At 70.4% G+C, this 24,240-nt stretch carries 24 protein-coding genes; 13 read left to right on the plus strand and 11 right to left on the minus strand.

The features are described from left to right. Positions 1-11: 11 nt before the first annotated feature. On the minus strand, positions 12-983 hold the full coding sequence (locus P7V53_RS17755) for an Hsp33 family molecular chaperone HslO (RefSeq protein ID WP_280150798.1): 972 nt from the start codon (positions 981-983) through the stop codon (positions 12-14). Continuing rightward, positions 980-1,504 (minus strand): gamma carbonic anhydrase family protein, encoded by a 525-nt coding sequence (locus P7V53_RS17760; protein ID WP_280150799.1) that lies wholly within the window; start codon positions 1,502-1,504, stop codon positions 980-982. The genes P7V53_RS17755 and P7V53_RS17760 overlap by 4 nt, the downstream gene beginning before the upstream one ends. Positions 1,505-1,547: 43 nt before the next feature. On the opposite strand from P7V53_RS17760, the gene P7V53_RS17765 reads away from it, so the two are divergent. The 4 genes from P7V53_RS17765 to P7V53_RS17780 all read left to right on the plus strand — a co-directional run bounded on the left by P7V53_RS17765 (position 1,548) and on the right by P7V53_RS17780 (position 5,158). Then, positions 1,548-2,330, plus strand: a complete 783-nt coding sequence (locus P7V53_RS17765) for a ferritin-like domain-containing protein (RefSeq protein ID WP_280150800.1) — start codon at positions 1,548-1,550, stop codon at positions 2,328-2,330. A 68-nt stretch (positions 2,331-2,398) separates the two neighbouring features. Then, a complete protein-coding gene (locus P7V53_RS17770) occupies positions 2,399-3,277 on the plus strand; it encodes a basic amino acid ABC transporter substrate-binding protein (RefSeq protein ID WP_280150801.1) in 879 nt (292 codons plus the stop codon). 12 nt (positions 3,278-3,289) lie between these two features. Beyond that, positions 3,290-4,042 (plus strand): amino acid ABC transporter permease, encoded by a 753-nt coding sequence (locus P7V53_RS17775; protein WP_280150802.1) that lies wholly within the window; start codon positions 3,290-3,292, stop codon positions 4,040-4,042. Between the two features lie 159 nt (positions 4,043-4,201). Beyond that, positions 4,202-5,158, plus strand: a complete 957-nt coding sequence (locus P7V53_RS17780) for a porin (protein ID WP_280150803.1) — start codon at positions 4,202-4,204, stop codon at positions 5,156-5,158. A gap of 56 nt (positions 5,159-5,214) precedes the next feature. On the opposite strand, the gene P7V53_RS17785 is transcribed toward P7V53_RS17780, so the two are convergent. The 4 genes from P7V53_RS17785 to P7V53_RS17800 form a co-directional block, all read right to left on the minus strand. Then, entirely contained in the window at positions 5,215-5,808 is a 594-nt protein-coding gene (locus tag P7V53_RS17785; protein WP_280150804.1) for a MarC family protein, read from the minus strand. Between the two features lie 107 nt (positions 5,809-5,915). Continuing rightward, positions 5,916-7,304, minus strand: coding sequence for a hypothetical protein (locus tag P7V53_RS17790; protein ID WP_280150806.1), 1,389 nt, complete (start codon positions 7,302-7,304; stop codon positions 5,916-5,918). Between the two features lie 7 nt (positions 7,305-7,311). Then, a complete protein-coding gene (locus P7V53_RS17795; protein ID WP_280150807.1) occupies positions 7,312-8,319 on the minus strand; it encodes a DUF3617 family protein in 1,008 nt (335 codons plus the stop codon). A 233-nt stretch (positions 8,320-8,552) separates the two neighbouring features. After that, complete coding sequence (locus tag P7V53_RS17800; protein ID WP_280150809.1) at positions 8,553-11,255, minus strand: LuxR C-terminal-related transcriptional regulator; 2,703 nt, start codon at positions 11,253-11,255, stop codon at positions 8,553-8,555. Positions 11,256-11,408: 153 nt separating this feature from the next. On the opposite strand from P7V53_RS17800, the gene P7V53_RS17805 reads away from it, so the two are divergent. The 4 genes from P7V53_RS17805 to P7V53_RS17820 all read left to right on the plus strand — a co-directional run bounded on the left by P7V53_RS17805 (position 11,409) and on the right by P7V53_RS17820 (position 14,244). Beyond that, positions 11,409-11,756 carry a cupin domain-containing protein gene (locus tag P7V53_RS17805; RefSeq protein WP_280150811.1) on the plus strand — a complete coding sequence of 116 codons (348 nt, stop codon included), beginning with the start codon at positions 11,409-11,411 and terminating at the stop codon, positions 11,754-11,756. A gap of 160 nt (positions 11,757-11,916) precedes the next feature. Beyond that, positions 11,917-12,555: a hypothetical protein gene (locus P7V53_RS17810; RefSeq protein ID WP_280150813.1), complete on the plus strand. Its 639-nt coding sequence runs from the start codon at positions 11,917-11,919 to the stop codon at positions 12,553-12,555. A 26-nt stretch (positions 12,556-12,581) separates the two neighbouring features. Continuing rightward, entirely contained in the window at positions 12,582-13,319 is a 738-nt protein-coding gene (locus P7V53_RS17815) for a hypothetical protein (protein WP_280150815.1), read from the plus strand. Positions 13,320-13,341: 22 nt separating this feature from the next. Next, positions 13,342-14,244 (plus strand): cytochrome c, encoded by a 903-nt coding sequence (locus P7V53_RS17820; protein WP_280150817.1) that lies wholly within the window; start codon positions 13,342-13,344, stop codon positions 14,242-14,244. A gap of 30 nt (positions 14,245-14,274) precedes the next feature. On the opposite strand, the gene ggt is transcribed toward P7V53_RS17820, so the two are convergent. Together ggt and P7V53_RS17830 are read right to left on the minus strand one after the other, a co-directional pair. Beyond that, the gene (ggt, locus tag P7V53_RS17825) at positions 14,275-16,098 is read right to left on the minus strand and encodes a gamma-glutamyltransferase (RefSeq protein ID WP_280150818.1); all 1,824 of its coding nucleotides are present in this window, start codon (positions 16,096-16,098) and stop codon (positions 14,275-14,277) included. After that, on the minus strand, positions 16,095-17,378 hold the full coding sequence (locus P7V53_RS17830; RefSeq protein ID WP_280150819.1) for a mechanosensitive ion channel domain-containing protein: 1,284 nt from the start codon (positions 17,376-17,378) through the stop codon (positions 16,095-16,097). Before P7V53_RS17830 ends, ggt begins: the two co-directional genes overlap by 4 nt. Before the next feature lie 121 nt (positions 17,379-17,499). Here P7V53_RS17830 and P7V53_RS17835 point away from each other — a divergent pair, with 121 nt between their 5' ends. Next, entirely contained in the window at positions 17,500-17,709 is a 210-nt protein-coding gene (locus tag P7V53_RS17835; RefSeq protein WP_280150821.1) for a hypothetical protein, read from the plus strand. Between the two features lie 3 nt (positions 17,710-17,712). On the opposite strand, the gene P7V53_RS17840 is transcribed toward P7V53_RS17835, so the two are convergent. Continuing rightward, positions 17,713-18,648 carry a histone deacetylase family protein gene (locus P7V53_RS17840; protein WP_280150822.1) on the minus strand — a complete coding sequence of 312 codons (936 nt, stop codon included), beginning with the start codon at positions 18,646-18,648 and terminating at the stop codon, positions 17,713-17,715. 40 nt (positions 18,649-18,688) lie between these two features. On the opposite strand from P7V53_RS17840, the gene P7V53_RS17845 reads away from it, so the two are divergent. The 4 genes from P7V53_RS17845 to mltB are packed head-to-tail and all read left to right on the plus strand — an operon-like array spanning position 18,689 to position 23,719. Then, a complete protein-coding gene (locus P7V53_RS17845; protein WP_280150823.1) occupies positions 18,689-19,615 on the plus strand; it encodes an AAA family ATPase in 927 nt (308 codons plus the stop codon). Next, entirely contained in the window at positions 19,612-20,598 is a 987-nt protein-coding gene (locus P7V53_RS17850; RefSeq protein ID WP_280150825.1) for a DUF58 domain-containing protein, read from the plus strand. The genes P7V53_RS17845 and P7V53_RS17850 overlap by 4 nt, the downstream gene beginning before the upstream one ends. Beyond that, positions 20,589-22,631 (plus strand): DUF3488 and transglutaminase-like domain-containing protein, encoded by a 2,043-nt coding sequence (locus tag P7V53_RS17855; RefSeq protein ID WP_280150827.1) that lies wholly within the window; start codon positions 20,589-20,591, stop codon positions 22,629-22,631. The genes P7V53_RS17850 and P7V53_RS17855 overlap by 10 nt, the downstream gene beginning before the upstream one ends. 5 nt (positions 22,632-22,636) lie before the next feature. Continuing rightward, on the plus strand, positions 22,637-23,719 hold the full coding sequence (mltB, locus tag P7V53_RS17860) for a lytic murein transglycosylase B (protein ID WP_280150829.1): 1,083 nt from the start codon (positions 22,637-22,639) through the stop codon (positions 23,717-23,719). 34 nt (positions 23,720-23,753) lie between these two features. Here the strand turns inward: mltB and P7V53_RS17865 are convergent, their stop codons facing one another. Further along, positions 23,754-23,876, minus strand: coding sequence for a hypothetical protein (locus P7V53_RS17865; RefSeq protein WP_280150831.1), 123 nt, complete (start codon positions 23,874-23,876; stop codon positions 23,754-23,756). A 115-nt stretch (positions 23,877-23,991) separates the two neighbouring features. Next, positions 23,992-24,231 (minus strand): hypothetical protein, encoded by a 240-nt coding sequence (locus P7V53_RS17870; protein ID WP_280150832.1) that lies wholly within the window; start codon positions 24,229-24,231, stop codon positions 23,992-23,994. Positions 24,232-24,240: the final 9 nt, after the last annotated feature.

Below are 24,240 nucleotides of genomic sequence, written 5' to 3' on the forward strand. Positions count from 1 at the left end.
CCACACACCCGCTAGTGCACCCCGCCCGGCGGCGGCGGCTGCCTGCCGGCCGGCGTGAACAGCTCGCCCACGTCGACCGCATCGAAGTGGTACTTGGTGCCGCAGAAATCGCAGGCGATTTCCACCTGCCCCTGCTCGACGACGATGCCGTCGATCTCGTCGCGGCCCAGCGTCTTCAGCATCTGGCCGACCCGCTCGCGCGAGCAGGTGCAGGCAAAGCGCGGCGCGCTGGCGCCCACCTGCGGCTCGAAGCGGCGCAGCGATTCCTCCCAGAACAGGCGGTGCAGCACGATGTCCGGTGACAGCGTCAGCAGCTCCCCGCGCGTCAGCGTGGCGGTGAGGTGCGAGATGCGGTTGAAGGCCTCGTTGAGCCCGATCTCGTCCTCGTTGCGCCTGCCGGCGAGGTTGCCCTCGCCTTCGACGGGCAGGCGCTGGATCAGCAGGCCGGCGGCCACCTCGTCGTTGGCCGCCAGCACCAGTCGCGTGTCGAGCTGCTCCGACTGGAGCATGTAGTGCTCGAGCACCTCGGACAGGTTCTGCAGCGGCTCGCGCCGGTCGCCGTGCAGCGGCACGACGCCCTGGTAGGCCTGCTGCCCCGGCAGCTTGTCCTTCGGATCCAGCGTGATCGCGCAGCGCCCGTGGCCGTGCACATTGAGCATGGCTTCGAGGCGCGCATCCGGCGCCACTTCTCCGATGACCTTGGCGGTGGCGCGAAAGGCCAGGTCGGGCTGAACCTCGGCGACCGCCAGCTTCACCGGCCCGTCGCCGGAGATCTGCAGCACCAGCGCGCCGTTGAACTTGATGTTGGCCTGCATCAGCGTGCCCGCGGCGGCCATTTCGCCGAGGAGATGCCGCACCGGCTGCGGGAAGGCATCACCGGCCTTGGCGCGCCGGCGCAGCACCTCCTGCCAGCTGTCGGTCAAGCGCACCAGCATGCCGCGCACCGGCAGGCCTTCGAAGATGAACTTGTGCAGCTCGCTCAACCGATCTTCCTCATGCCGGCGCGGTAGCGGCGCGCGTTGTCGACGTAGTGGCGTGCGGTGCGCTCCAGCCCTTCGATCTGCTCCGGCGTGAGCTGGCGCACCGCCTTCGCAGGCGAGCCGATGATGAGCGAGCCGTCGGGGAACTCCTTGCCTTCGGTGACCAGCGAGCCGGCGCCCACCAGGCAGTGCCGGCCGATCCGCGCCCCGTTGAGCACCACGGCCTGGATGCCGATCAGCGAGCCGTCGCCGATCGTGCAGCCGTGCAGCATCACCTGATGGCCCACGGTGACGTTGTCGCCGATCTCCAGCGGAAAGCCCGGATCGGCGTGACACACGCTGCCGTCCTGGATGTTGCTGCCGCGGCCGACACGCAGCTGCTCGGTGTCGCCGCGCAGCACGGTGCCGAACCACACGCTCGCGTCGGCCTCGAGCGTCACGCGTCCTATGACTTCGGCGCTGTCGGCCACCCAGGCGCCTTCAGCGAGCTGGGGCGTGTGTTCATCGAGTTGGTAGAGAGCCATCGTGTCGCCCGTGAGGAGATCGATAATTCTAAGGATGCCCTCCATGCCCCTACGCGACGCGGCCCTGCAGGCGCTGTGCACGGCCGATCCCGCGGCGAAGGCGCAGCAGGCGCGGGCCCTGCACTCGGCCTTCGATGCGGCCGTGCTGGACACGCAGGCGCGACTCGCCGAGCCGGCGGTCCTGCCGGGCCGCCCCGCGCGGCCGCGGTTGGTCGAGCCCAAGCAGGTGCCCTCGCGAACGCCGTTCACGCCCGAGGGCCGCGCCGCACTGCTGCACGCCATCGCGCACATCGAGTTCAACGCCATCAACCTCGCGCTGGACGCGGTGTGGCGATTCGCCGGCATGCCGCCGTCCTTCTATCGCGACTGGCTGCGTGTTGCGGCCGAGGAGGCGCTGCACTTCACGCTGCTGCGCGAGCACCTGGGCACGCTGGGCTTCGACTACGGCGACTTCGACGCGCACGACGGCCTGTGGCTGATGGCGCAGCGCACCGCGCAGGACGTCGTGGCGCGCATGGCGCTCGTGCCGCGCACGCTGGAGGCGCGCGGTCTGGACGCCACGCCGCCGCTGCAGGCCAAGTTCGCGCGCGCCGGCGATGCGCGCGCCGTCGAGATCCTGGAGATCATCCTGCGCGACGAGGTCGGGCACGTCGCCATCGGCAACCACTGGTACCGCTGGCTGTGCGAGCGCGACGGGCTGGATCCGCTGCAGTTGTACGAGGAGCTCGCGGTCCGCCACGAGGCGCCGCGCCTGCGCCCGCCCTTCAATCGCGAGGCGCGGCGCGCCGCGGGCTTCACCGACGCCGAAATCGACCGCCTGCGCTAGCTACACTTCAGGGCGCTCACAAGGCGCCCTTTCGGCGTGACCGATAACGACAGATCCTCGAGGAACACATGACCACCTACACGACACGACGCTTTCTCCAGACGGCCGGCCTGCTGATCGCCGGCATCGTTCTCTCCGCCTGCAGCAAGCAGGAAGCACCCAAGACCGCCGCTGCGCCAGCCGCGTCGGCCCCGGCCTCGGCGCCCGCCCCGGCGGCGAAGGTCTACGTCGTCGGCACCGACGCCGCCTATGCGCCGTTCGAATCGCAGAACGAGAAGGCCGAGATCGTCGGCTTCGACATCGATGTGGTGAAGGCCGTCGCGCAGAAGGCCGGCATGGAGGTGAAGTTCGTCAATACGCCGTGGGAAGGCATCTTCAACACGCTGCAGCAGGGTGACCGCGACTTGCTCGTGTCGGCGATCACCATCACGCCGGAGCGCCAGCAGAGCATGGACTTCACGGCCCCCTACTTCGATGCGCAGCAGCTCATCGCGGTCAAGCAGTCGTCCAAGGTGACCAAGTTCGACGACCTCAAGAAGCTGAAGGTCGGCGTGCAGACCGGCACCACCGGCGACGAGGTCGTGACCAAGCTGCAGGGCAAGAACAGCACGAGCATCAAGCGCTTCGAGTCGACGCCGCTCGCGCTGAAGGAGCTCGAGGCCGGCGGCGTGGACGCCGTGGTGGCCGACAACGGCGTGGTCATCAACTACGTGACCAACAACCCGGCCGCGAAGTTCAAGTCCATCGCCGACAAGGCGTTCCAGCCCGAGCAGTACGGCCTCGCGGTCAAGAAGGGCAACGCCGAGCTGCTGGCCAAGCTGAACAAGGGCCTGGCCGACATCAAGGCCGACGGCACCTACGACCAGCTCTACACCAAGTACTTCGGCGCGCCGCCGGCCAAGGCCGCCGCCGCCCCTGCCGCAGCCGCATCGCCCGCTTCCAAGTAAGGCCGGCGCCCCATGGATCTGCGCTGGGGCATTCTCGCGGGCTATGGTCCGCTGTTCGCGGAAGGGCTGTGGGCGACGATCGAGCTGACGATCGTCGCCATCACCGCCGGGCTGCTGCTGGGCGTGCTGCTCGGCCTGGTCAGCAGCTCGCGCGATGCGCCGCCGCCCAAGTCGGTGGCGCTCGCGATGGTGCTCAAGGCCGCGCGGGCATTGACCCTCGGCTACGTCACCTTCTTCCGCGGCACTCCGCTGTTCGTGCAGATCCTGCTCGTGCACTTCGCGGTGATGCCCACGCTGATCCATCCCGACAACGGCCTGCTGCTCGCCGGCGAAGCGGCACGGGAATTCCGGCAGTCGCACGGCGCCTTCTTCTCCGGCGCGCTGGCGCTGACGCTCAATGCCGGGGCCTACATCTCCGAGATCTTTCGTGCCGGCATCCAGAGCATCCACGGCGGACAGACCCAGGCGGCATACAGCCTGGGCCTCACGCACGGACAGGCAATGCGCCACGTGGTCCTTCCGCAGGCCTTTCGCCGCATGATGCCGGCGCTGGTCAACGAGGGCATCACGCTGATCAAGGACTCGTCGCTCGTCTCGGCCATCGGCTTTGCCGAGCTGGCCCTGGCAGCGCGAACGGTCGCGGGCGCGTACTCCCGCTACTGGGAGCCCTACCTGGCCATCTCGGCGCTGTACCTGATCCTGACCTTGCTGCTGTCGTCGCTGGCCAAGCGGCTCGAGGCACCGGCGCATCTGCGCGGCCGTTGAGCGACCGTTCGTCCGGGATTTTGTGCGTCGGACCCCGCCGAGTGTGGCGCGCACAAGACAGTCAACAGCACCGACGCACATAGACTTGAGGGCTGACCGCGCAGACCGTGCGCCGGCCAACTTGCTCTCCCATCAACACCCAAAACACGGGAACACACCATGAAACGCTCCATCGTCCTGGCCACGCTGGCCACCATCGCCACGACCGGTGCCTTCGCGCAAAGCAGCGTCACCGTCTACGGCCGTCTCAACACCTCGGTCGAGCACCAGAAGTCGGGCGACGAGTCCATCTGGGCGCTGCAGAACAACGCTTCGCGCATCGGCTTCAAAGGCACCGAAGACCTGGGCGGCGGGCTGACCGCCGGCTTCCAGATCGAGCACGGCTTCAACGTCGACAGCGGCACGCAGTCGCAAACCGCGTTCTGGGCTCGTCAGAGCGAAGTGAACCTCGGCAGCAAGTCGCTCGGCACGGTGCGTCTGGGCAACTTCACCAGCGAGGCGTACTACGCCACGGCCGACTACGTCAGCATGCACAACCACGACACCGGCACCTCGTCGGACGCGCTGTATGCCTACGTGACCCGCAACACCAACAAGGTCGCGTACCGCACGCCGACCTTCGCGGGCTTCAACGCCGAAGTGGCGCTGTCGCTGAACGAGAGCCAGGCCGCGAACGAGCGCAGCATCGACCTGGCCGCCAACTACTCCGCCGGCCCGCTGCACGTCGGCGCCGGCTACGGCAAGTTCGGCAAGTCGAACCAGTTCGCGATCAGCGCGCTGTACGAGCTGGGCGCGTTCACGGTCGGCGGCTACGTCCAGCGCGACGACAACGGCCTGAACACGCCGCCCACCGCGGTCGACATCGGCACCCGCACCACCTGGCGTCTGTCGGGCATGTACACCGTGGGCGCTGGTGAAGTCCACCTCAACGTCGGTCGCGCCGGCGAGTACAGCAAGCTGGCGGACACCGACGCCACCCAGTGGACCGTGGCCTACAACCACAACCTGAGCAAGCGCACCAAGGTCTACACCTTCTACACCAAGGTGCGTGACGACAGCGGCCTGTACGGCGGCGACTTCAGCTCGCTGGCGTTCGGCGTGCGCCACAACTTCTGATCTTTCGATCAGGCAGCAAAACGGCCGGTCCTTGACCGGCCGTTTTTCATTCGCGGTCAAGCAAGGAAGTAGCGCTTCAACCCCGCCAGCACCATCTCCACGGCGATGGCGGTGAGCACCAGCCCCATCAGCTTCTCCGTCGCCGACACCACCGAATCGCCGACCCAGCGCCGGATGCGGTCGCATAGCAGCAGCACCGCGCCCGACACCGCCATCGCGCAGGTCAGCGCCCCCACCCACTCCACCATGCGGTCCGGCTGGCGCGACGCCAGCAGCAGCACGGTCGCCATCGCGGACGGTCCGGCAAGCAGCGGCACGGCGAGCGGGAAGATCAAGGGCTCGCGGCCTTCGGGCGTGCCGTACACGCCGCCTTCATGGCTGAAGATCATGCGGATGGCGACCATCAGGAGGATCACGCCGCCGGCGACTTCGAGCGAGCGCTCCGACAGGCGCATGACGCGCAGGAAGGCATCGCCGACGAACATGAAGCCCAGCAGCACGGCGAAGGCGATGGTGACCTCGCGCAGCGCAACCCGCCTGCGCCGCTCGCGTGGCACGCCGCGCATGATGGGAATGAAGACCGGCAGGCTGCCCAGCGGATCGAGCACGAGCAGCAGCAGGATGAAGGCGGAAACGAAGCTGTGGTCCATGGCGCGCGCATTGTGCGCGATGGACCCCGCCCTGCTGCTCGGCGTCGCGTTCCAGAACGTGATGAGCCGGGCCCGGCCTTTGTACGTCGGCGGACTGACGCTCGGCGCTATCTCGAGCGAGGCGAGCAGTCGGCCTGCGGCCAGCGCCCGTCGTCGAGCAAGCGCCGATTGATCGCCGCGCGGTGATGCTGCGGATCGAGTGCAAGGGCGACGTCGAGCGCCTGGCGCGCCTCTTCGGTGCGGCAGGCCTGCCCGAGTGCATGGCCCAGATTGGCGAAGGCGCGTGCGTTGTGCGGCGACTTGATCGCAACGTCGGCCCAGTACGTCAGCTCGTCGGCATAGACGGTGTTGCGTTGCGAGGTGGCCACCGCGAGCACGGCGAGCAGCACCACCACGACGCCGCGAGGCGCATGTCGCATCGACGCGGCCAGCGCCAGCGCAGGGCCGACCAGTGCCACGTAGAGCTGACGGTCGTTGACCACGTCCAGCCGCGGCAGGATGGATTGCGTGGGCGCCAGCCACAACAGGAACCAGAGCAGCGCGAACGCCGCCGGCGGATGCCTCTGCCAGCAGGCCAGGGCCGCGAGCGGCAGCGACACCCACAGTGCGAGCTGAAAGACGGCCGCTGCGTCGAAGCGCTCCACCGCCATGAGCGCCGGATCCGCGTTCAGCGCATCGATGCGCATGAGCTGCATTGCCAGGTACGACAGCGCGCGCGCCTGCGTGAGCAGGTTGCCGACGGGGTCGCGCAAGCCCAGGCTGGTGTCCAGCAGCATGCGGTAGCGCGGCACGGTCCACGCGGCGGCCAGCATCGCGGCGACGACGATGCCGTGCACGCGCACCTCGCGCCACGGGATTCCATCGCCTCGCAGCCGCGCGCACAACAGCATCGCGAAAGGTGCGACGACGGCGTATTCCTTGCAGGCCAGCGCCGCAGCCAGCGCCAGCGGGGACGCGAGGTGCACCACCCGGGCGTCGCCACGCTCGCGCCCATGCAGCCACAGCACGATGCTCGCCAGCGCGAACAGGGCCGCAAGCGAGGTCGAACGGCCGGACACGTAGGTGACGGCTTCGGTCTGCACCGGATGCAGCGCAAAGACGGCCGCGCCGACCCAGGCAGCGATGCGCTGCCGGCGCACGTCGCCCTCCAGCGCCGGCATCAGTGCGCGCAGCAGCCAACCCACGAGCATCGTGTTGGCGGCATGAACAGCGAGGTTCACCGCATGAAAGCCCGCCAGGCCCCACCCCGCCGCATGGTTGGCGGCATGGCTGAGCTTCAACAAAGGCCGGATGCTCGGCTGCGCGCGCCACCATGCCTGCAAGGACTGCACGCTGCCTTCGCGCACGATGACGTTGAAGTCGTCGAACTGGAAGCCCCCCGCGAACGAATTGGCATAGGCCAGCGCCAGCAAGGCCAGCAGCAGGGCTGCACCGGCCGCATGGATGCGCAACGGCGCGGACGGCCGGGCCGTTGCGGATGTGGTGGTGAGGCCCATGTGGTCATCAGCGGCCGAAGAGGCCCTTCAGGAGCTGCCTGCCCTTGTCGATCACCTCCTGCTGCGGCGAGGCCGGCGCCGCGGTCGGAACGCTGCGCGCGCGCGACGCACCGGCCAGCGTGGTGTCCTGCGAGGCGGCGCTGGCGCAGAACTGGCGGTACTTCTCCGCCGGCGGCGAGCTGAAGCTGCGACCCGCGCACTCGCGCACGACCAGCGCCCGCGCGTAGCCGCGAGACACGCAGCCGGCGGCCAGCACGTCGAGCGCCTCCTGCTGCTCGGCGTTGCCGCAGATGCGCGCGCTGATTTCCTCGGCGTTGGCACCGCAGAGCTCGGCGCCTTCCTTCAGGTCGCCGCTGGGCAGTCCGGCCACCGTCGCAGCAGGCCGGCCGGCGACGATCGCGAAACCGTCGGGCGACTGCAGCTTGCGGCAGAACTCGGCCTTGTACTTCGGCTCGCAACCCAGCGGCGAATCGGCGCGCAGCGACGGCGCCATCAGGGTGTCGACGGCTGACTTGCACTGGATGGCATGCGCATCGGCCAGCTGGTGCTGCGCCTGCGCGGCCTGCTGCTTCATCGCGGCGAGCTGGCGCCTGGCCTCGCTGGCGTCGCACTCGCCGACGCGCTGGCCGCTCATCTTCATGGCCATCGTGCGGCCGCCGGCGTCCACGGTCCAGGCGCCGCGATAGCGGTCGCGGCCTTCGTAGCGGATCTCGCCGGCACCGCTGACATTGCCTTCGCAGCGCATTTTCCAGGCCATGCCGTCGGCACTGCGGCGCAGGTCGAACATCTCGCAGCGGCCGCTCTGGTCGGCCATCGGCGGCGTCTCCATCTGGCGCGGACTGCAACGGCGATGCGTCTGCGCGCGCTGCGCCATGCCGGCCGGCAGCCCGCTCATCTCCATCTCGACCGTGTCCTCCCACAGGTCGCCGGGCTCGGGCGCGGCCTGCGCGTTCGACAGCACGGCAGCGCAGAGCGACAGCAGCCCGGCGTGGATGAGAAGGGATGGTGGGGTCATGGGTTCCTCGTTGGCTGATGGATCGACAGGGACCGCACTGTAGGAACGCAGGCCCGGTGTCACATCGACCAAAAGAGCCAATGGCCCGTCCGGCGGCGAGCCATCGCAGCCCGCTGCTGCGGCTGCAGTCCGTGGCGTTCACGTCCTTGGGGGCATCGATCGGCACGGACAAGCGACGGAAGCGCCCGCACGGCTGGCCCATGCGCCGCGGGCGACAGCACGCACGCTGGCGCTCAGGAGTCCGACGCGTGCTCGCGCCAGCGCGCTGCCGCCTGCCCGCGCGTCGCGACGCCGAGCTTGTCGAGGATGTTGGCGACGTGGCGCTTCACCGTGTGCGGGCTCAGATCGAACGCACGCGCGATGAGCTTGTTGCTGTCGCCCGCGGCCATGCGGGCGAGGACCTCGCGCTCGCGTTCGCTCAGCGCGATCAGCACGCCGGTGCGCGGCTGAGTCGTGGGAGGCGCGAGCACCGCGCTCGGGCGCGACAGCGGCTGCACCGGAACATCCTGGACGACCTGCGACGTCCGCATCGTGTCGCGCAGCCGGACAAGCAGCGCGACCGCCGCAGCGGTCAGGCGATGGCCCCATGCGAGCCCCGCCAACCGTTGCAGCACCGGCAGCCCCGCCAGGAATGCCCCGCAGACGTCGCCCCCCGCCTGCGCCGCAGCCAGCCACGGCCGCAGGGTCTCGGCGGCCTCGTCGACGAGCCCGAGGCGCTGCTCCACGTCGGCGAGCATCACCCGCGCCTGCATCGCCGGGAAGAAGCAGGAGCGCTCGATGTCGCGTGCCAGCGGCAAGAGCAGCTCGCGCGCATCCGCCAGCCGGCCGTCGAGCAGCGCGATGAAGGCCCGCGAGAAGCGCCGGTCGTCCGCGGCGGCCGCCCATTCATAAGGGTTGCCGATGCGCTGGAGCTGGGCGTCGAGCGCACGCAGCGTCGTCCCGTCGCCGAGCAGCCAGGCCGCCCGGATGAAGGTGAACAGCTCCTCGTATTCATGGGTGAGCCGGTTGCTCGGCAGCGAGTTCTGTTCCAGGTCGCGCTTGTTCTCCCGTGCCGCGGCATAGCTGGCGTCGCGGTCGCCGCGCACGGCGTCGATCAGCGTGTGCGACATCCAGTTCTCGGTCATCAGGCTGCGCGGCTGGCCCAGCCAGCGCACGTCTTCGTCGGCGCGCGCCAGCCATTGCGCAGCCTCTTCGATGTGTCCCTGCGAGAAGGCGAGCCAGGTGCGTGCGTGCAGCATCCCCGATCGCAGCTGCGTCGGCGTGTCATCGACCAGCCGGGCAGCGCCCGCGACGAAACGCTCCAGTTGAGCCTTGAGGCCGGGCAGCCCGGTCATGATGCACAGGAAGAAGCAGCGGTCCCACACCTGCGGGTCCTTGACGCGCTCCAGCGCATCGAGCATCGCCGACACGATGCTCGCCGCCTCGTCGGCCCGCACGTCGGCATAGGCGGCCCAGGCCGCACCGAAGCAGACGAAGGCCTGCACGTCGTCCCCCAGCTCCAGCCCGCGCAGGCGCTGCAGCTCCTGCGCCGCCTCGCGCAGCCGTCCGGTGTTTTCCATCCCGATGCACGCGTAGGCCTGCGCCAGCGCGGCCTCCTGATCGCGGCCTTCGCGCAGGTAGCCCGCGGCAGCGCGCTGCATCGCGGCGACCATTCCGTCGAAGTCGAAGCGCGGAAAGGTCGTGAGTCCCTTCAGCAGGTGCAGATCGGCGCGGCGCTCGAATTCGGCTTCGGGAAGCAGGGCGAGCATCTGCTCCAGGGCCGGCCCGCCGCCGACGGTGACCAGCGCGGGTCCGCGCTCGGTCAGCACGCGCGCCGCCTCGTCCCACGCCCCGGCACGCGCGAGGTAGTTGACCGCGCGGGCCAGGTCCGGCTCGTTGTCGGCCGCCCGGCGCAGCAGGTAGGGCACTTCCTCGGGATGATCGCGCTGCAGGCGATCCTCGAGGAAGTCGCGGAACAGGTCGTGCAGCCGCAGCGTCAGCTCCTCGGCATCGAGCGTGGCGGCGAACAGGCCGCGGCGTTCCACTTCCTCGAGCAGGCGCGGCGTCTGCGGGATGCGGCTCACATGGGCGCAGCGCGCCGCGGTGAGCTCGGGCAGCACCGAGCAGCGCAGCAGGAACCAGCGCAACTCGGGCGGCATGTCGTCGAGCACCTCGCTGGCGAGGTAGTCGAACAGATGTCGCTGCGTCGGCGCGCCGGGACTGCGCGCGGCGCCACCCTGGCGTGCCGACAAGCTCAGGCGCAGGCCCGCCGCCCAGCCGTCGGTGCGCTGCAGCAGCTCCCGCGACGCTTCGGGCGCGAGCACCGTGCCAGTGCTGGCGACCAGCGCCGTCACCTCGGACTCGCTGAAGCGCAGGTCGTACTGGCGGAACTCGGCCAGGTCGCCGCTGGCGCGCCATCGCGCAAGCGACAGCGGCGGCTCGACACGGCTGGCCATCGCCATCCCCCAATGCTCCGGCAACCGGTCGAGCACCGCCTGCAACAGCTCGAAGACTCGCGGATCGGTGATGCGGTGGGCGTCGTCGATGACGACGAGGCCGCGCTCCACCTCGGCCGAAGCCAGCGCGTTGACCAGCTCGTAGGCGACGTCGCGCAGGCCGCGCTCGGACTGCGCCAGCGTGCCCAGCGCGTCCGGCGCCACGCGCCAGGGCAGGTCGTGGGGCTCCAGCGCGGTCGTGAGACAGGCGAGGAAGCGCTGCAGCTGGTCGTCCTCGTCGGCCGACACCCAGGCCAGCGCGCAGCCGGCGGGCAGCAGGCGGATCTGGCGTGTCAGCGCGGCAGTCTTCCCGTAGCCGGCCGGGGCGACCAGCAGCGTGAGCCGGTGTTCCTGCAGCGCGGAGTCGAGGCAGCGCTCGAGGGTCGGCCGTTCGACCAGGCCAGTACGTGGCTTCGGAGGCTGGATCTTGGCGAGGGCAAATGCCGGAAGCGGCTGCTGCATTGCCGAATTCTGCCGGAGGCGCCTCGCTTTCCGACCTGCGACCGGCCACAGGCAAACCCGCACAATGGCTCTTTCGGGCGATGTGCGAACCGCTGGTGCTGGCAACACTGCCAGCATCCCTCACTGCGAGCCTGCGCGAGACAGGCCGTCCTCATGCACGTCGTTCAACACGCTCATCTGCCCCATCTCAGCGCCGCCGGCGAGCTGCGCATCCCCGCCGCCGACGTCAGCCGCGGCATCCGCGCCTTCGAAGTCTGGGTGCGCACCCTCGAGACCGGCGCGCACACCGAGTCGCTCAGCCACCCCGGCGAGCTGGTGGTGCTGGCCCTGGCCGGCGCCGGCAAGCTGCTGATCGACGGCGGCCCGCAGCGCTTCAGCGGGCCCTGCACGCTGGTCATCCCGGCCGGATCGGCGTTCGAGCTGGTCAACAACGGCAGCGCGCCGCTCCAGCTGATCTGGGTGTTCACCGCGCCGCCGTCACCGGTGTCCCGGCCGGCCTGACGCGCCCAGCTGGCCGGTAGCCGGCGCGGCCCATGGCCCGCCACCCCTGAACGGGGTGGCCCGCCGGCGCACCGGCCCATGGCTCCTTCGACCGATGTGCGGCGGCCGCGCCGCAACGAGACTTCCGGCCATCCCACCACGACCCGCCCGGAGATCCGCCATGCACGCCGCCGCCCCGTTCGCCCATGCCCTGTCCCGCCGCGCCCCGCCGCCGGACGCCGCCACGCTGGACATCGTCGTCGCCGCGCACAAGGCGACGCGGCACTTCATGTTCGAGACGCTGGTGCGCATCGGCTCCCTGGACGTGACCGACGCGCACGACGTCGACGGCGCGCTGAACCTGCTGGAGCGCCTGCTCGACGTGCTCGGCGAGCCACGCGACGGCTGGCGCGACGCAATGCATGCCCTGCGCCACGGCGCGGCCAGCCAGCGGCGGGGCATCGCGGCGCAGCTGTACCGCGACATGGTCGGCCTGGTCGGCCACCAGCTCGTGCGCCTGCAGCTCGACGAGAAGCGCGCCCGCGTGGGGTCGCTGTCCGAGCCGGTCGGCCTGCGCCTGCAGCGGCTCGACGACGAGGAGCTGCGCGGCGCGCTGACCTGGATGGAAGGCGCGCTGACGCCGCAGGAGCTCGCCGGGCTGCTCGACGAGCTGCATGCGAGCACCAGCGCGGCACGCTTCCACAGCGCGCTGGCGGTGCTGGCCGAACGCATGGACGAGGACCGCTGGAACCGGCTGGCCCTTGCGCTGGGCATCTCGCAGGCCGCGGCCGAGCCGGCCGCAGACGCCCTTGCCGCCTGAACCCCTTTTCTTCCGAGGAGACCCGAATGAGCACCGACACCCTTCTCGCCACGCATGCCGTGACGCCGCGCCTCGATCTCTACGCAGGCATCCACAAGGCCCTGCGCAGCTTCATGATGGACACGCTGGGCCGCGTGGGCCGCATCGACACCGCCGACACGGACGACATGGAGCCCACGCTGGAGCAGCTCGACGCGCTGCTGACGCTGTGCGAGAAGCACCTGCGGCACGAGAACGACTTCGTGCACACCGCCATCGAAGCGCGTCAGCCGGGCGCGTCGGGCCGCATCGCGGACGAGCATCGCGAGCACCTGGAGAGCATCGCCGCACTGCGCGACGAGGCGCAGCAGCTTCGCCGCGGGGGCGCCGGGCAGCGTCCCGCCGTCGCACTGCGCCTGTATCGCCACCTGGCGCTCTTCGTCGCCGAGAACTTCGAGCACATGCACATCGAGGAGACGGTGCACAACGCGACGCTGTGGGCGCACTACACCGACCAGGAGCTGATGGCGCTGCACGGGCGCCTCATGGCCAGCATCCCGCCGCAGGAGGTGCTGGATGTGATGCGCTGGATGCTGCCCGCGCTCGGCCCGGCCGAACGGGCGGGCCTGCTCAACGGCATGAAGGCGCAGCTGCCGCCGCATGCCTTCCAGGCGCTGGTCGGGTACGTGCGGCCCCACCTCGACGACATCGCCTGGGTCAAGCTGGCGCCGGCGATCGGCGTCGAGCCGTGGATGCCGCTGTCCGCCGCCTCGCGCGTGGCGTGAGCGAGCGGCCCAGGAGAACGCCATGCACAAGTGGATCAAGCGCTCGCTGCTGACGGTCGTCGGCCTCGGGGCGCTCGCTGCGGCCGGCCTCGCGCTGGGCGCCTATCTCGGCGACCGCAAGGCGATGCGCCATGTCGAGGTCTCCGTCAAGGCGGTGGCCATTCCGTCCGACGGCGCGAGCCTCGAGCGCGGCCGCTACCTGTTCGCGACGCGCGGCTGCGTCGACTGCCACGGCGCGACCGGCGGCGGCAGGGCGTTCATCGACGACGGCGGACTCTTCGTGAAGGCGCCCAACATCAGCCCGGGACCCGGCGGCGTCGTCGGCCGCTACACGGCCGAGGACTGGGTGCGCACGCTTCGGCACGGCGTGAAGCCGGGTGGACAGCCGGTGTTCATCATGCCCAGCGAGGACTACAGCCGACTCAGCGACGCCGATCTCGGCGCGCTGATCGCCTACGTGAAGCAGCTGCCTGCGACCGCCGGCGAAGCCCTGGTGGCCCGCGTGCCGCCGCTGGTGAAGACGCTCTACGCGGCGGGCGTGATCCGCGACGCAGCCGAGAAGATCGATCACGCCCTGCCGCCGGCGGCGCCGGTCACCGAGGACGGGTCACCCGTTCACGGCGCCTACGTCGCGACCATGTGCATCGGCTGCCATGGCGCCACGCTGTCGGGCGGAAAGATCCCCGGCGCCCCGCCGGCATGGCCGGCCGCAGCCAACCTCACGCCCGGCAGCGACAGCGCCATGGCACGGTACGCCAGCGCCGATCAGTTCGTCGCGATGCTGCGCACCGGCAAGCGGCCCGACGGCAGCGAGGTGAGCAGCGTCATGCCCTTCACGTCGCTGCGCGAGCTGAGCGACAACGATGCGAAGGCCCTCTACGCGCATCTGAAGCAGCTGGCCCCTGTGGCGGCGGGCAACCGCTGACCGCTCTCGCCCGCCCCGTGCCCAGCCCGCCTACTCGCCCATCACGATCCCTTCGCGGCGTGGATCGGCGCCGCCGAACCACGTCGTGCGTCCATCCTGGCCGACACGCTGGATGGCCTGCAATCCGCTCGTCTGCGTCATCACCCGCACCTCGTGCCCGCGCGCCTTCAGCGCGTCGACCAGAGCCGGCGACGCGCGTCCCTCCTCCAGCTCGGTGGGACCGTTGCGCGAGCCGAAGTTCGGCAGCGAGATGGCCTGCTGCACGTTCAGGCCCCAGTCGAGCGTGCCGACCAGCACCTTCGCGGTGTAGTTGATGATGGCCGAGCCACCCGGCGATCCGGCGCTCATCACCAGCTGCTGCGTGCTGCGATCGAACACCAGGATCGGCGACATCGACGAGCGGGGCCGCTTGCCGCCCTGCACGCGGTTGGCGATGGGCACGCCGTTCTCGGACGGGACGAACGAGAAGTCGGTGAGCTCGTTGTTCAGCATGATCCCGCGCACCATCAGCTGCGAGCCGAAGACGTTCTCGATCGTCGTCGTCATCGCGAGCGCGTTGCCATGGCCGTCGACGACCGAGACATGCGAGGTCGACATCAGCTCCGGACTGCGGTCGTCGGCCAGGCTTGCCAGCGGCGCAGCCGGCACGCCGGGCTGCGCGCGGCCCATGCTGCGGTCGGTGATCAGCGCGGCGCGCTGCTGCAGGTAGTCGGGGCTGAGCAGCGCGCGGGCGCTGCCGCCGGGCAGCGGCACGAAGTCGGGATCGGCGACATAGCGGCCGCGGTCGGCATAGGCGAGCCGGCCGGCCTCGCTCAGCAGGTGCACCGCTTCCGCGCTGGGCTCCAGGCCGAAGGAGGCCTGGACGGGAGGCGCCGACTCGAGCTTGCGGGCGGCCAGCATGCCCAGCATCTGGGCGATCGCCAGCGTGCCGGACGACGGCGGCGGCATGCCGCACAGCCGCCACGCCTTGTAGTCGAAGCAAAGCGGCTCGCGGACCTTGGCGCGGTAGCCGGCGATGTCGGCCTCGGTCAGCAGCCCCGGGTTGGTGGGATGGCTGCGCACCTTGGCGGCGATGTCGCGCGCCACGGCGCCCTCGTAGAAAGCGCTGGGGCCGCGCTCGGCAATGTCGCGCAGCAGGCCCGCGTAGTCCGGGTTGCGCAGCAGCGTGCCGATCGGCTTGGGCGACCCGTCGGGCTGCAGGAAATAGGCCGCCGCCACCGCATCGTTGCGCAGCGTCTTCGACCCGTCGTCGCTCAGGTTGGCGAACAGGCGCGGGCTGAGGCGAAAGCCTTGCTCGGCGAGCTGGATCGCCGGCTGGAACAACGCCTTCCAGGGCAGCTTGCCGTGCTGCCTGTGCGCCAGCTCCAGCGCACGCAAGGCGCCCGGCGCGCCGACCGAGCGCCCTCCGACCACGCCTTCCATGAACGCCATGGCCTTGCCTTCCTTCACGAAGAGTTCGGGCGTGGCCGCGGCGGGCGCGGTCTCGCGGCCGTCGATGGCCTGCACCGTCTTGCCGTCGTGGTGCATCAGGAACAGGCCGCCGCCGATGCCGGACGATTGCGGCTCGACGAGACCGAGCACCATCTGCACCGCGATCGCCGCATCGACGGCGCTGCCGCCGGCCTTCAGCACCTGGTAGCCGGCGTCGGTGGCCAGCGGGTTGGCGGCGGCGACCATGAAGCGGCTGGCCGACCAGCCCGGCTTGTCGGCGTAGCCACTGGCAGCCTCCGGCGCACGTTGCGCATGGTCGGGCACGCGATAGCCGAAGTCGGCCGGCGGCGGTGCGGCGCACGAGGCCAGCAACAAGGCGGTCGCGAGCACTGCCGGCCGCAGCATCCAGGTCTTGTTCGTCATGGGGTCTCCTTGGTCGGCACCGCGATAGTGCGCACCACGCGCTGCGGAAACGGAATCTCGACGCCCTCGGCGTTCAGCACGTCGAGCACCGCGAGATTGACATCCGACCTCACGTTGCCCTGCCCGTTCTCCGGGTCGCGGATCCAGAAGTTCAGCGTCAGGTCCATGCCGTCGGCGCCGAAGCCGCCGAGCTGCACGGACGGCGCCGGATCGACCAGCACACGCGGCACCGCGCGTATCGCCGCCTCGAGCTTGGCTTGCAGGGCGCGCACGTCGGTGCCGTACGCCACCTGGACCTGGCTCGCGATGACGACGCGCGGATCGGCCAGCGACGAGTTCTCGACCCGCTGCGTGATCAGGATCTCGTTCGGCACGATGGCTTCGCGCCCGCCGAGCGAGCGGATCACGGTGTAGCGGGTGCGGATATCGGTGATGCGGCCTTCGAAGTTGTCGACCTTGACCATGTCCCCGATGCGCAGGCTTTGCTCGGCCAGGATGACGAAGCCGCTGATGTAGTTGGCGGCGATCTTCTGCAGGCCGAAGCCCAGGCCCACGCCGACGGCGCCGCCCAGCACGCTGAGCGCGGTGAGGTCGATGCCGGCGGCCGACAGCGCGACCAGCAGGCCGATGAACAGCAGGATGGCGCGCACTGCGCTCGCGGCGATCTTGCGCAACGACAGGTTCGACGCGGCGGCGCCCTTGATCAGGCTGGCTTCGATCACCGCCGACAGCCACAGCGCGAGCACCAGCACGACGACGGCCGACAGGGAGCCCTCGACGACGTTGCGCAGCGAGATGCGCGCCGTGCCCAGCGTCCAGGTGATGGTGTCAAGCTCCTGCATCACCATGGGAAGCACGCCGGTGATCCACAGCACGACGCCGATCCACGCCAGCCATGACACGGTGCGCTCGATGGCCCGGATGGCGCTCGAGGCCGGGAACGCCGCGCCGAGCACTCGCACGGTCAGGCGGATGACCACCAGCGAGACCAGCACCGGAATGGCGACCTTGAACACCGCCAGCGGCACCCCCAGCGAGGGCAGCAGGCCGCGGGCGACGAATGCCATCACCAGCGCCAGCACCGGAAACAGCACGCCGTCGACCACGCGCTGTCCGAACAGCACCGATGCCGCCTTGACCTGCGTGCCACGGAGCAGGCGCACGACGGTCCACGAGATGGCAAGGCTGGCGGCGACGAGCGCGAGCTCGGTGAAGGCACTGGGCTGCAGCAGCGAGCCGGCGAGAGCGCGGAGCTCGTCGGAATCGAGCGGTCGGGACATGGAAGCGCGAGCGGTGTGGCGACAGGGCGCAACCATAGCAGGCGGGAGCGGGCAAACCACCGTGGACAAGGGACGCGCCGCTTCGGCATCATCGGCTCCGCCTCGCCGTCGGAGCCGTCACATGAGCATCGTCCGTCACTTCGCCTTGTTCGCCGCCTTCAATGGCCTGCTCGGCGCGGCTCAGGCTGCCGACCTCGGCTTCTTCGAGACGCCTGCCGACAAGCCCGACACCGACAAGCGGGCCGAGCCGCCCAAGAGCGGCGCGAGCGCGCCGGCCGAAGGCAGCGATGGGCGCTTTCGCATCAAGCTGCCGGCGGAAATGCCGCCGTAGCGCCTACATGCCCGACAGCACCCTCAGGTGCACCGCCACGCTGCGCGCCAGCGCGCCCAGCGCATAGCCTCCCTCGAGGCAGGACACGATGCGACCCTGCGCATGGCGGTCGGCCACGTCCTTGATGCGTCGGGTGATCCACTCGTAGTCGGCTTCCACCAGCCCGAGCTGACCCAGCTCGTCGTCGCGATGGGCATCGAAGCCGGCGGACACGAAGATCATCTCGGGGCGGAAGCTTTCGAGGCGCGGCATCCACATCGCCTCGATCATCGCGCGCACCTCGCCGCCGCGGGTGTACGGCGGCACCGGTACGTTGACCATGTTGGTGCCCTTGGGCACGGCGCCGCTGTAGGGGTACAGCGGGTGCTGGAAGATGCTGACCATCAGCACGCGCTCGTCGCCGGCGATGATGTCCTCGGTGCCGTTCCCGTGGTGCACGTCGAAGTCGACGATGGCCACCCGCTTCAGGCCGCGCACGTCGAGCGCGTGGCGCGCCGCGATCGCGACGTTGTTCAGGAAGCAGAACCCCATCGCCTGGTCGCGGGTGGCGTGATGGCCGGGCGGGCGCACGGCGCAGAACGCGCTGTCGACGTCGTGGTCGATCACCGCATCGGTGGCCGCGACCGCCGCGCCGGCGGCACGCTGCACCGCGTCCCAGGTGGCCGGGCAGGCGGTGGTGTCGGGATCGATCGCTCGCGAGTGGCCGCTTTGCTTCACCGTTTCGAGGAAGTCCCGCAGCTCGGCGATGTAGCGGCTGCTGTGCGCCAGCTCCGCGTCGCTCAGGCTCACCGGCGGCGCCTCGCGCATCTCGAGCGCGATGTCGAGCCCGGTGGCCCGCAGGTGGTCGCCGATCGCGTCGAGGCGCTGCGGGCATTCGGGATGACCCGGTCCCATGTCGTGTGCGCGGCAATCGGAGTGGCTGTAAAAGGCGGTGGACATCTTGGCTTGGCGCTCCGATTTTTCGGGTATGGTCAGCCGCATGCCATCACCGCTTGCAGCTCAGCTCGCCCGGTTGATCGACCAGATTAGCACGATCATCGTCGGCAAACGGCCGCAGATCGAGGACTGCGTTGCCTGCCTGCTGGCCGCCGGACACCTGCTGATCGAGGACGTTCCCGGGGTCGGAAAAACCACCCTCGCTCATGCGCTCGCGGTCTCGCTGGGCCTGCGGTTTTCGCGGGTGCAGTTCACCGCCGACCTGATGCCGTCCGACCTCATCGGCGTCAGCGTCTACGAGCGCAGCCGCGAGGCCTTCGTCTTCCACCCCGGGCCGGTGTTCGCCCAGGTGCTGCTGGCCGACGAGATCAACCGCGCGGGTCCGAAGACCCAGAGCGCGCTGCTCGAGGCGATGGAGGAGCAGCAGGTGTCGGTCGAGGGCGAGACGCGTGCGCTGCCGCGGCCGTTCTTCGTCATCGCCACGCAGAACCCCACCGACCAGCTGGGCACCTATCCGCTGCCCGAGTCGCAGCTCGATCGCTTCCTGATGTGCATCACCCTCGGCTACCCCGACCGCAGCAGCGAGCGGGCCCTGCTGGCGGGACAGGACCGGCGCCAGGCCATCCAGGGCCTGCGCCCGATCATGACGCCAGCCGAACTGCTCGAGGCGCAAAAGGCCGTGCTGGCGGTGCACGCCTCCGATGCGCTGCTCGACTACCTCCAGTCGCTGATCGCGGCCACCCGCTCGGGGGCATGGTTCGTGGAGGGGCTGAGCCCGCGCGCCGGCATCGCCGTGCTGCGCGCCGCCAAGGCGCGCGCGCTGCTCGGCGAGCGCGACTACGTGGCGCCCGACGACATCCAGGCCATCCTGGCGCAGGCCGCGGCGCATCGCCTGGTGCCGGTGGCCGGCGCGGGCCGTGGACGCGCCGAGCAGGTGCGAGCCATGGTCGAGGCGCTGCCGCTGCCGTGAGTCTCGCTGCGGTCACCCCGGCCGGCTTCGTCCGGCGCCGTTTCCGCGCCTGGTGGCAGGCCCGCTTGCGCCGCAGCGCCACGCTGCTGCTGACCCAGCGCAACATCTACATCCTGCCCACGCGCGCCGGGCTGCTGTTCGCGGCGACGCTGGTCACGCTGCTGATCGCCTCCATCAACTACCAGTTGAACCTGGGCTACGTGCTCACCTTCCTGCTTGCCGGCAGCGGCGCGGTGTCGCTGCAGCTCACGCACAACACCCTGCGCGGGCTCACGTTGCACCTGAAGCCGGTCGCCCCGGTGTTCGCCGGGGAGGCGGCGGTGCTCGAAGTGGTGCTGTCCAGCCCCGCCGGCGCGCGTCACGGCATCGGGCTGAAGATCGAGTCGGGCAGCGGCTGGGCGCTCACGTGGGTCGACGTGCCGGCCGGTGGCCAGGCGAGCGCGCGGGTCAGCTTCGTCACGGCGGCGCGCGGCCGTCACGAGGTGCCGACCCTGAGCGCCGAGACGCGATTTCCGCTCGGCCTGTTCCGCGCCTGGACGGTCTGGCGACCGGCCGGCGAAGTACTGGTCTACCCGGCGCCCGAGCGGCCGCCGGCGCCGCTGCCTGCGGCGCGGCCGGTGCCCGGAGGCACCACCCACTCGCGCCATCTGCAAGGCAGCGACATCGAAGGCATACGCGCGTACCGGCGCGGCGACCCGCTGAAGACCATCTTCTGGAAGAAGTCGGCCAAGGCAATGCAGACCGGCGGCGAGCTGGTCAGCCGCGACACCAGCGCAAGCGCTCAGCAGGAGCTGTGGCTCGACTGGCGAGCCTGCGCCTCGTTGCCGCCCGAGCAGCGGCTGTCGCGCCTGGCAGCCTGGGTGCTTGCCGCCGAGCGGGCCCATGTGAACTACGGCCTCACGCTGCCCGGCGTCGAGCTGCCGCGCGGTCAGGGCACCGTGCACCGTCGGGACTGCCTGGAGGCGCTGGCACTGTGGCGCTGAACCTCGCTCAGCGTTGGCGACACCTGCCTCGCGATTCGCGCGACACGCTGTTCCTGCTCGGCGTGATCGCGTGGACGGTCCTTCCGCATGTCTCGCACCTGCCGCTGTGGTGCACCGCGCTCACGGCGGTGATGCTGCTGTGGCGCACGCAGCTGGCGGTGGTGAACGGCCCGCTGCCGGGGCGATGGTGGCTGCTCGTCGTGCTGATCCTCGCGGCCGGGCTCACGCTGTGGACCTACCGCACGCTGCTCGGCAAGGAGCCGGGCGTCACCATGGCCGTCGCCCTCATGGCGCTGAAGACGCTGGAACTGCGCGCCCGGCGCGACGCCTTCGTGGTGTTCTTCCTCGGCTTCTTCATCATCCTCACGCACTTTCTCTATTCGCAGTCGCTGCCCGTCGCGGCCATGATGCTGGTGTCGGTGTGGGGGCTGCTGACGGCGCTGGTGCTGGCCCACATGCCCGTGGGGCAGCCGGGCCTGCGCCAGGCGGGGCTGCTCGCGATGCGCACCGCGCTGCTGGGCGCGCCCATCATGGCGCTGCTGTTCGTGCTGTTCCCCCGTTTCGGTCCGCTGTGGGGCATGCCGCGCGACGCAGGGCCGTCGAGCGGGCTGTCCAACAGCATGCGCATGGGCTCGGTGGCCGAGGTCGCTCTCGACGACACCGTGGCGCTGCGGGTGCGCTTCCGCGACCGCGTGCCGGCGCCGGATGCGCTGTATTTCCGCGGCCCGGTCCTGACGATCTTCGATGGCCGCGAGTGGTGGCCGGCGCCCGCGGCCGAGCGCTCGCCGTCCGAGCTGGGCCTGCAGCCGCTCGGCCGGCCACTGCACTACGAGATGACGCTGGAGCCGCAGCGGCTTTCGCTGCTCCCCCTGCTCGAGACCAGCGTGACGGCCCCTGTGGTCGAGAACCACCGCGTGAGCCTGCGCGAGGGGCTGCAATGGCGAACGGATCGCCAGCCGGTGGAGCGGCTGCGCTTCGATGCCGAGGCCTACACCGCCTTTCGCCACGCGGCGTCCGCCACGCCCGCCGAGCTGCGCGACGCGCTGGCCCTGCCGCCCGAGCACAACCCGCGCACCTTGCGCTGGGCCGCGGACCTGCGGCAGCAACCGCAGTGGGCTCACGCCGACGCGCGCGCGCTGGCCGGCGCCGTGTTCGCGCACATCCGCAGCGGCGGCTACAGCTACACGCTGGCGCCCGGGGTCTATGGCGAGACCAACGGGCGCGCCGCGATCGACGAGTTCTGGCTCGACCGCAAGCTGGGCTTCTGCGAGCACTTCGCGGCGGCTTTCGTCGTGGTCATGCGGGCGATGGACGTGCCGGCGCGCGTCGTCACCGGCTACCAGGGCACCGATTGGGCGCCGGTGGACGGCTTCTACATCGTGCGGCAGAGCCACGCGCACGCCTGGGCCGAATACTGGCAGCCGGGCGTCGGGTGGGTGCGGGCCGATCCCACGGCCGCGGTCGCCCCCGACCGGGTGCTGCGCAGCCGGAACCTCGCGCCCGCGCCGGGGATGGTCGCCGGCGCCATCGGCACGATGAGCCCCGCGCTGCTTGCCGAACTGCGCACCGCCTGGGAGGCGACCAACAACCGCTGGAACCAGTGGGTGCTGAACTACGCGCGAGGACAGCAGCTGGAGCTGCTGCGCAATCTGGGCTTTGCCGCACCGAGCTGGGAAGACCTCACCCTGCTGCTGATCGGCGTGCTGAGCTCTCTCGCACTGGCCGGCGCGGGCTGGGCCTGGTGGGACCGGCGGCGCGTCGATCCGTGGGTGCGGCAGATGGACAGCCTGCGGCAAGCGCTGCGCCTGCTCGACATCGATGCCGCGCCGCACGAGCCGGCCCGCACGATGGCACAGCGGGTGCGCGAGCGACTGGGCACGGCCGGCGAGGCGCTGGTCGAGATGCTGCACACGCTCGAGCGCCAGCGCTATGGACGCATGGCGGTCCGCCGGCCCGACACCGCGCTGACCCGGCGCTTCCGTGCAACGGCGCGGTCGCTGCGACGGAACCGATCCGCGGCCCCCGCCGTCTGAGCGCGATGCAGCTTCGACTCCGCCCATCCCTTCCCGTGATCCTTGCGCTGGCCCTCGGCCTGGGCCTGCTGTCCGCGCCCGCCAAGGCAAAGAAGAAGCGGGCTTCAGCAGCCGCCGTGCGCAGCGACCAGGCCCCGGACGTCGTCACCTACGGCCAGCGGGAGGACGTGATGCGCTTCGGCGCCGAGCTGGCCGAGCGGCGCGGCCTGGACGTCGCCTGGGTGCAGGCCGCGCTGGCGCAGTCGCGGTACGTGCCCACGGTGGCGCGGCTGATCATGCCGCCGCCGGCCGGCACGGCGAAGAACTGGAACGCCTACCGCGCGCGCTTCGTCGAGCCGGTGCGGCTGCGCGCCGGGCTGGCCTTCTGGAGAGCCAACGAGGCCTGGCTGCGCCTGGCCGAGGAACGTTACGGCGTGCCGCCCGAGATCGTGGTGGGCATCGTCGGCGTGGAGACGATCTACGGCCAGCAGATGGGCAGCTTCCGCATCATCGATGCGCTGGCCACGCTGAGCTTCGATTTCCCCAGCGGGCGCCGCGACCGCAGCGGGTTCTTCCGCGACGAGCTGGAAAGCCACCTGGTGCTGTGCCGTCAGGCGGGCGTGGATCCCCAGTCATGGCGGGGCAGCTACGCGGGCGCCGTGGGCATGCCGCAGTTCATGCCCTCCAGCATCCTGGCGCATGCCGTGGATTTCGACGGCGACGGCCATGTCGATCTGCACGGCAGCACGGCCGACGTGATCGGAAGCGTCGCGAACTTCCTCGCCAAGGCCGGCTGGCAGCGCGGGCTGCCGACGCACTACGAGGTGGCGGTGCCGGTGGAAACCAGCCAGCGCGCCACGTTGCTGGGGCCGGACATCGTGCCGCTGTTCAGTCCGGAAGAGTTCGTCGAGCTGGGCGCGCTGCTGCCCGACGCGGCGCTGGCGCTGGAAACCAGCAAGCTCGCGCTGATCGAGCTGCAGAACGGCGACGCCGCACCCAGCTACGTGGCGGGAACGACCAATTTCTACGCGATCACGCGCTACAACTGGTCGAGCTACTACGCGATGGCGGTGATCGCACTGGGCGAGGCAGTGAAGAAACAGCTGTAGCCCGGACCCGGTCCGGGCATTCCGATCGCGAGGATCATGGCATCGGCGCCAGCAGGAAGGCGGTGATCGACACCACCGCCGCCAGGACGATCCAGCCGAGGGCCGGCCACGGGTTGTCCAGCGTGTCGTCGTCGAAGAGCGTGTCGTGCGAGTTCATCTTCCGTACTCCTGATTTGCTTTTGTGCGGCCCGCGTTCGCAGCGGGCTCATCAGGACATACGGAGCCGGCCCGCCAAAACGGACATGCCGTCTCGGCGGGCCGGTCAGGGAGCCTCAGCGACCCGCGGTCACGTCCCGGACGCTGTTGCGGCCGACGATGTAGCCCGCGACGAAGCCGATCCCCAGGCCGATGATCAGCCAGGTGACATTGCCGCCCGGAAGCACGTCGGTGGTGGGCGGATCGCTGGGCTTGGAAGCCGGCGGGACGGGCACGGAGGCCGACTGTGCCTGGGCCACGTCGTACGCCGTCGTGAAGGTCGCGATGAAGGTACCCAGCCGGACTTGTCGTTTCATGGAGTTCCT

Origin of the sequence: Piscinibacter sp. XHJ-5 (genome assembly GCF_029855045.1) — a bacterium.
GTDB lineage: Bacteria > Pseudomonadota > Gammaproteobacteria > Burkholderiales > Burkholderiaceae_C > Albitalea.

What these genes read in the sequence shown, in the direction of transcription:
- P7V53_RS17760 (WP_280150799.1), bottom strand. Translation starts at nt 1,504, where the DNA reads ATGGCTCTCTACCAACTCGATGAACACACGCCCCAGCTCGCTGAAGGC.
- P7V53_RS17765 (WP_280150800.1), top strand. Translation starts at nt 1,548, where the DNA reads ATGCCCCTACGCGACGCGGCCCTGCAGGCGCTGTGCACGGCCGATCCC.
- P7V53_RS17770 (WP_280150801.1), top strand. Translation starts at nt 2,399, where the DNA reads ATGACCACCTACACGACACGACGCTTTCTCCAGACGGCCGGCCTGCTG.
- P7V53_RS17775 (WP_280150802.1), top strand. Translation starts at nt 3,290, where the DNA reads ATGGATCTGCGCTGGGGCATTCTCGCGGGCTATGGTCCGCTGTTCGCG.
- P7V53_RS17780 (WP_280150803.1), top strand. Translation starts at nt 4,202, where the DNA reads ATGAAACGCTCCATCGTCCTGGCCACGCTGGCCACCATCGCCACGACC.
- P7V53_RS17785 (WP_280150804.1), bottom strand. Translation starts at nt 5,808, where the DNA reads ATGGACCACAGCTTCGTTTCCGCCTTCATCCTGCTGCTGCTCGTGCTC.
- P7V53_RS17790 (WP_280150806.1), bottom strand. Translation starts at nt 7,304, where the DNA reads ATGGGCCTCACCACCACATCCGCAACGGCCCGGCCGTCCGCGCCGTTG.
- P7V53_RS17795 (WP_280150807.1), bottom strand. Translation starts at nt 8,319, where the DNA reads ATGACCCCACCATCCCTTCTCATCCACGCCGGGCTGCTGTCGCTCTGC.
- P7V53_RS17800 (WP_280150809.1), bottom strand. Translation starts at nt 11,255, where the DNA reads ATGCAGCAGCCGCTTCCGGCATTTGCCCTCGCCAAGATCCAGCCTCCG.
- P7V53_RS17805 (WP_280150811.1), top strand. Translation starts at nt 11,409, where the DNA reads ATGCACGTCGTTCAACACGCTCATCTGCCCCATCTCAGCGCCGCCGGC.
- P7V53_RS17810 (WP_280150813.1), top strand. Translation starts at nt 11,917, where the DNA reads ATGCACGCCGCCGCCCCGTTCGCCCATGCCCTGTCCCGCCGCGCCCCG.
- P7V53_RS17815 (WP_280150815.1), top strand. Translation starts at nt 12,582, where the DNA reads ATGAGCACCGACACCCTTCTCGCCACGCATGCCGTGACGCCGCGCCTC.
- P7V53_RS17820 (WP_280150817.1), top strand. Translation starts at nt 13,342, where the DNA reads ATGCACAAGTGGATCAAGCGCTCGCTGCTGACGGTCGTCGGCCTCGGG.
- ggt (WP_280150818.1), bottom strand. Translation starts at nt 16,098, where the DNA reads ATGACGAACAAGACCTGGATGCTGCGGCCGGCAGTGCTCGCGACCGCC.
- P7V53_RS17830 (WP_280150819.1), bottom strand. Translation starts at nt 17,378, where the DNA reads ATGTCCCGACCGCTCGATTCCGACGAGCTCCGCGCTCTCGCCGGCTCG.
- P7V53_RS17835 (WP_280150821.1), top strand. Translation starts at nt 17,500, where the DNA reads ATGAGCATCGTCCGTCACTTCGCCTTGTTCGCCGCCTTCAATGGCCTG.
- P7V53_RS17840 (WP_280150822.1), bottom strand. Translation starts at nt 18,648, where the DNA reads ATGTCCACCGCCTTTTACAGCCACTCCGATTGCCGCGCACACGACATG.
- P7V53_RS17845 (WP_280150823.1), top strand. Translation starts at nt 18,689, where the DNA reads ATGCCATCACCGCTTGCAGCTCAGCTCGCCCGGTTGATCGACCAGATT.
- mltB (WP_280150829.1), top strand. Translation starts at nt 22,637, where the DNA reads ATGCAGCTTCGACTCCGCCCATCCCTTCCCGTGATCCTTGCGCTGGCC.
- P7V53_RS17865 (WP_280150831.1), bottom strand. Translation starts at nt 23,876, where the DNA reads ATGAACTCGCACGACACGCTCTTCGACGACGACACGCTGGACAACCCG.
- P7V53_RS17870 (WP_280150832.1), bottom strand. Translation starts at nt 24,231, where the DNA reads ATGAAACGACAAGTCCGGCTGGGTACCTTCATCGCGACCTTCACGACG.